2 protein-coding genes and 1 pseudogene are annotated in these 2,396 nt (G+C 73.8%); 2 read left to right on the top strand and 1 reads right to left on the bottom strand.

Annotated elements, in window-relative coordinates:
* Positions 1-221 (top strand): C40 family peptidase (locus K6I34_RS35700; RefSeq protein ID WP_229332185.1); only part of this gene is annotated, 221 nt, incomplete at its 5' end.
* A 230-nt stretch (positions 222-451) separates the two neighbouring features.
* Positions 452-1,687 (top strand): hypothetical protein, encoded by a 1,236-nt coding sequence (locus tag K6I34_RS35705; RefSeq protein ID WP_229332186.1) that lies wholly within the window; start codon positions 452-454, stop codon positions 1,685-1,687.
* Positions 1,688-1,712: 25 nt separating this feature from the next.
* Here K6I34_RS35705 and K6I34_RS35710 read toward each other — a convergent pair.
* Positions 1,713-2,396, bottom strand: a pseudogene (locus K6I34_RS35710) (hypothetical protein); the annotation flags it as partial.

The following is a 2,396-nucleotide window of genomic DNA, read 5'->3' on the forward strand; positions in this document are numbered from 1 at the left end:
GGGTGGGCCTGCCGCGCACCTCGCAGGCCCAGCGCCACGCGGGCCGCCACGTCACGCTCGCCGAGGCGCAGCCGGGCGACCTGGTCATCTACCGGAGCGACGCCAGCCACGTGGGCATGTACGTCGGCAACGGCCAGGTGGTGCACGCCCCGTACCCAGGCGCGCGGGTCCGCTACGACCCGGCCAACATGATGCCGATTTCTTCCATCACCCGGCCATGAGTGCCGCCTGAGCGTTCGGCGTGCGGCGGGTGGCTCGTACGATGCGATGCGTGACGGGCCGGTGGAGGTGGAGTGGAGTCCTTGGCGGACGGCCTTGCGGTCTGCCTGTCGGCTGCGGGGCTGTGCCCGGTGCGCCTACGGGGGTGTCTCTTGCGCAGGGCGCGCGGCTGCGGGGCGCGTCGTGGCTGGTCGCGCAGTTCCCCGCGCCCCTTACGGGGGCGCCACTCCGGATGGTACGAGCCCTGGTAGCTGCCCTGCTCGCCCTTCTCGTCGTGTGCGGCTGCGGCTCCGTAAGCCTGCCCGGCGGGCAAGGTGGCGACGACCGCAAGGCCGTGACCGCCCTGCTCGACCGGTGGGGCAAGGCGGTGCGGGAGCGGGACGAGCGGGGGTTTCTCGCCGCGCTCGACCCTGATGCCGTCGGGTTCCGTACCGAGCAGCGCGCGCAGTTCGCCCATCTCGCGGACGTGCCCCTGGCCTCCTGGGAGTACCGCGTGACGCGCCTCGGCGGGTTCGCCCCCTCCGGTGGTGACGGGCACCGCGTCGCCGTGGAGGCCGAGCTGCGGTACCGGCTGACGGATTACGACGCGGTCCCGGTCACCACCACGGCGCGGTTCACGACCGTGCGCAAGGACGACCAGTGGTACGTGACCGCCGAGGACACCCGGCACGGGCCCCGACAGCTGTGGCAGCAGGGCCCCGTGGTGACCGTACGGGGTGCCCACAGCCTCGTGCTGGGGGTCGGTCAGGACCGGGGGCGGCTCAAGGCGCTCGCGGATCTCGCCGATCGCGCGGTGCCCGCCGTGAGCGCGGCCTGGCAGGGCGGGAAGCAGGGCGGCTGGCCCGGCCGGGTCGTCGTCGAGATGCCCGCCTCGCTGGACCGGATGGCGGATCTCCTGGACTCGCCCGTCTCGAACTACCGCGGCATCGCCGCCGTCACCACGGGCGAGGTGGGAGGCTCCGGCAACGCCCCGGCCGACCGGGTCATCGTCAACCCCGAGGCGTACGGGCAGCTCGGCGACTTCGGCCGTCAGGTCGTCCTCACCCACGAGACCACGCATGTGGCGACGCGTGCCCTGACCTCGGCGGCGACCCCGCTGTGGCTCTCCGAGGGCTTCGCGGACTGGGCGGCCTACCGCGGCACCGGCCGTACCGCCCGCCAGGTCGCCCCCGAGCTCGCCCGTGCCGTCGGCTCGGGCGAACAGCCCAAGGAGCTGCCCGCGGACGCCGATTTCGGCTTCGCGGGCGAGCAGGGGCGCCTCGCGCGCGCCTACGAGGAGGGCTGGCTGGCCTGCCGCATGATCGCCGAGCGGTGGGGCGACGGGAAACTCGTCGCGTTCTACCGCGCGGTGGGCCATCACCAGCGGCGCCCGGGCGCGCTGTCGGCCGCCCTCCACGACGTGCTGGGCGTCTCGCAGGACGATTTCACCCAGCAGTGGCGCGCCTACGTCGCGAGCAGTCTCGGCTGACGGGAGCGGCCGACGGGAGGGGCCGTCAGCCGACGGACAGCGCCGCTTCCTCCTTCTCCGCGGGCGGGTCCGTCCTGTCCGCGGGGCCCGCCTTGGTGACCGTCTCCCGCCACAGCCGGGTACAGGAGATGACGGTCGCCGCGACCAGCAGCCCGTTGCGCAGGGCCAGGGTCGCGACGCCCAGCTTGTCGCTCGCCACCACATGGGAGAACCAGATGGGGAACTCCAGCTGGGTGAGCGGCGCCGCGAGCAGCACCAGCGCGATGGGCAGGCCCTGCCGCGTCGACCGCATCGTCATGCAGACCGCCGCCAGGCCGATCAGCCAGACCACGTACTGCGGGCTGATCACCCGGCTCGTCGTGGTGAAGAGGAGGACGGCCGCGAATGCCGCGTCCGGCAGGGTGCAGGGCGTGAATCTGCGCGCCCGCAGCCGCCACACCAGCAGCCAGCCGAAGGCCAGCACCGTCAGGCCCAGCGCGAGCCTGCTCACGGTGTGCACGTACCGCCCGAGGAACTCCACCGAGCCGTAGTTCAGCCGGGCGTGGCCGTGCCAGCCGAGGTGCCGCCCCAGGTGGAAGACCAGCGACCCCAGCGACTCCACCTCCGTGCCCCGCGCCCGCTGGAACGACAGGAACGCCAGCGCGCCCGGCATCGTCACCGCGAACACCAGCCCCACGCCCACCGCGCCCGCCAGCGCGGCCCCCCAGAC

The sequence above is a fragment of the Streptomyces sp. UNOC14_S4 genome (assembly GCF_020740835.1).
Classification (GTDB): domain Bacteria; phylum Actinomycetota; class Actinomycetes; order Streptomycetales; family Streptomycetaceae; genus Streptomyces.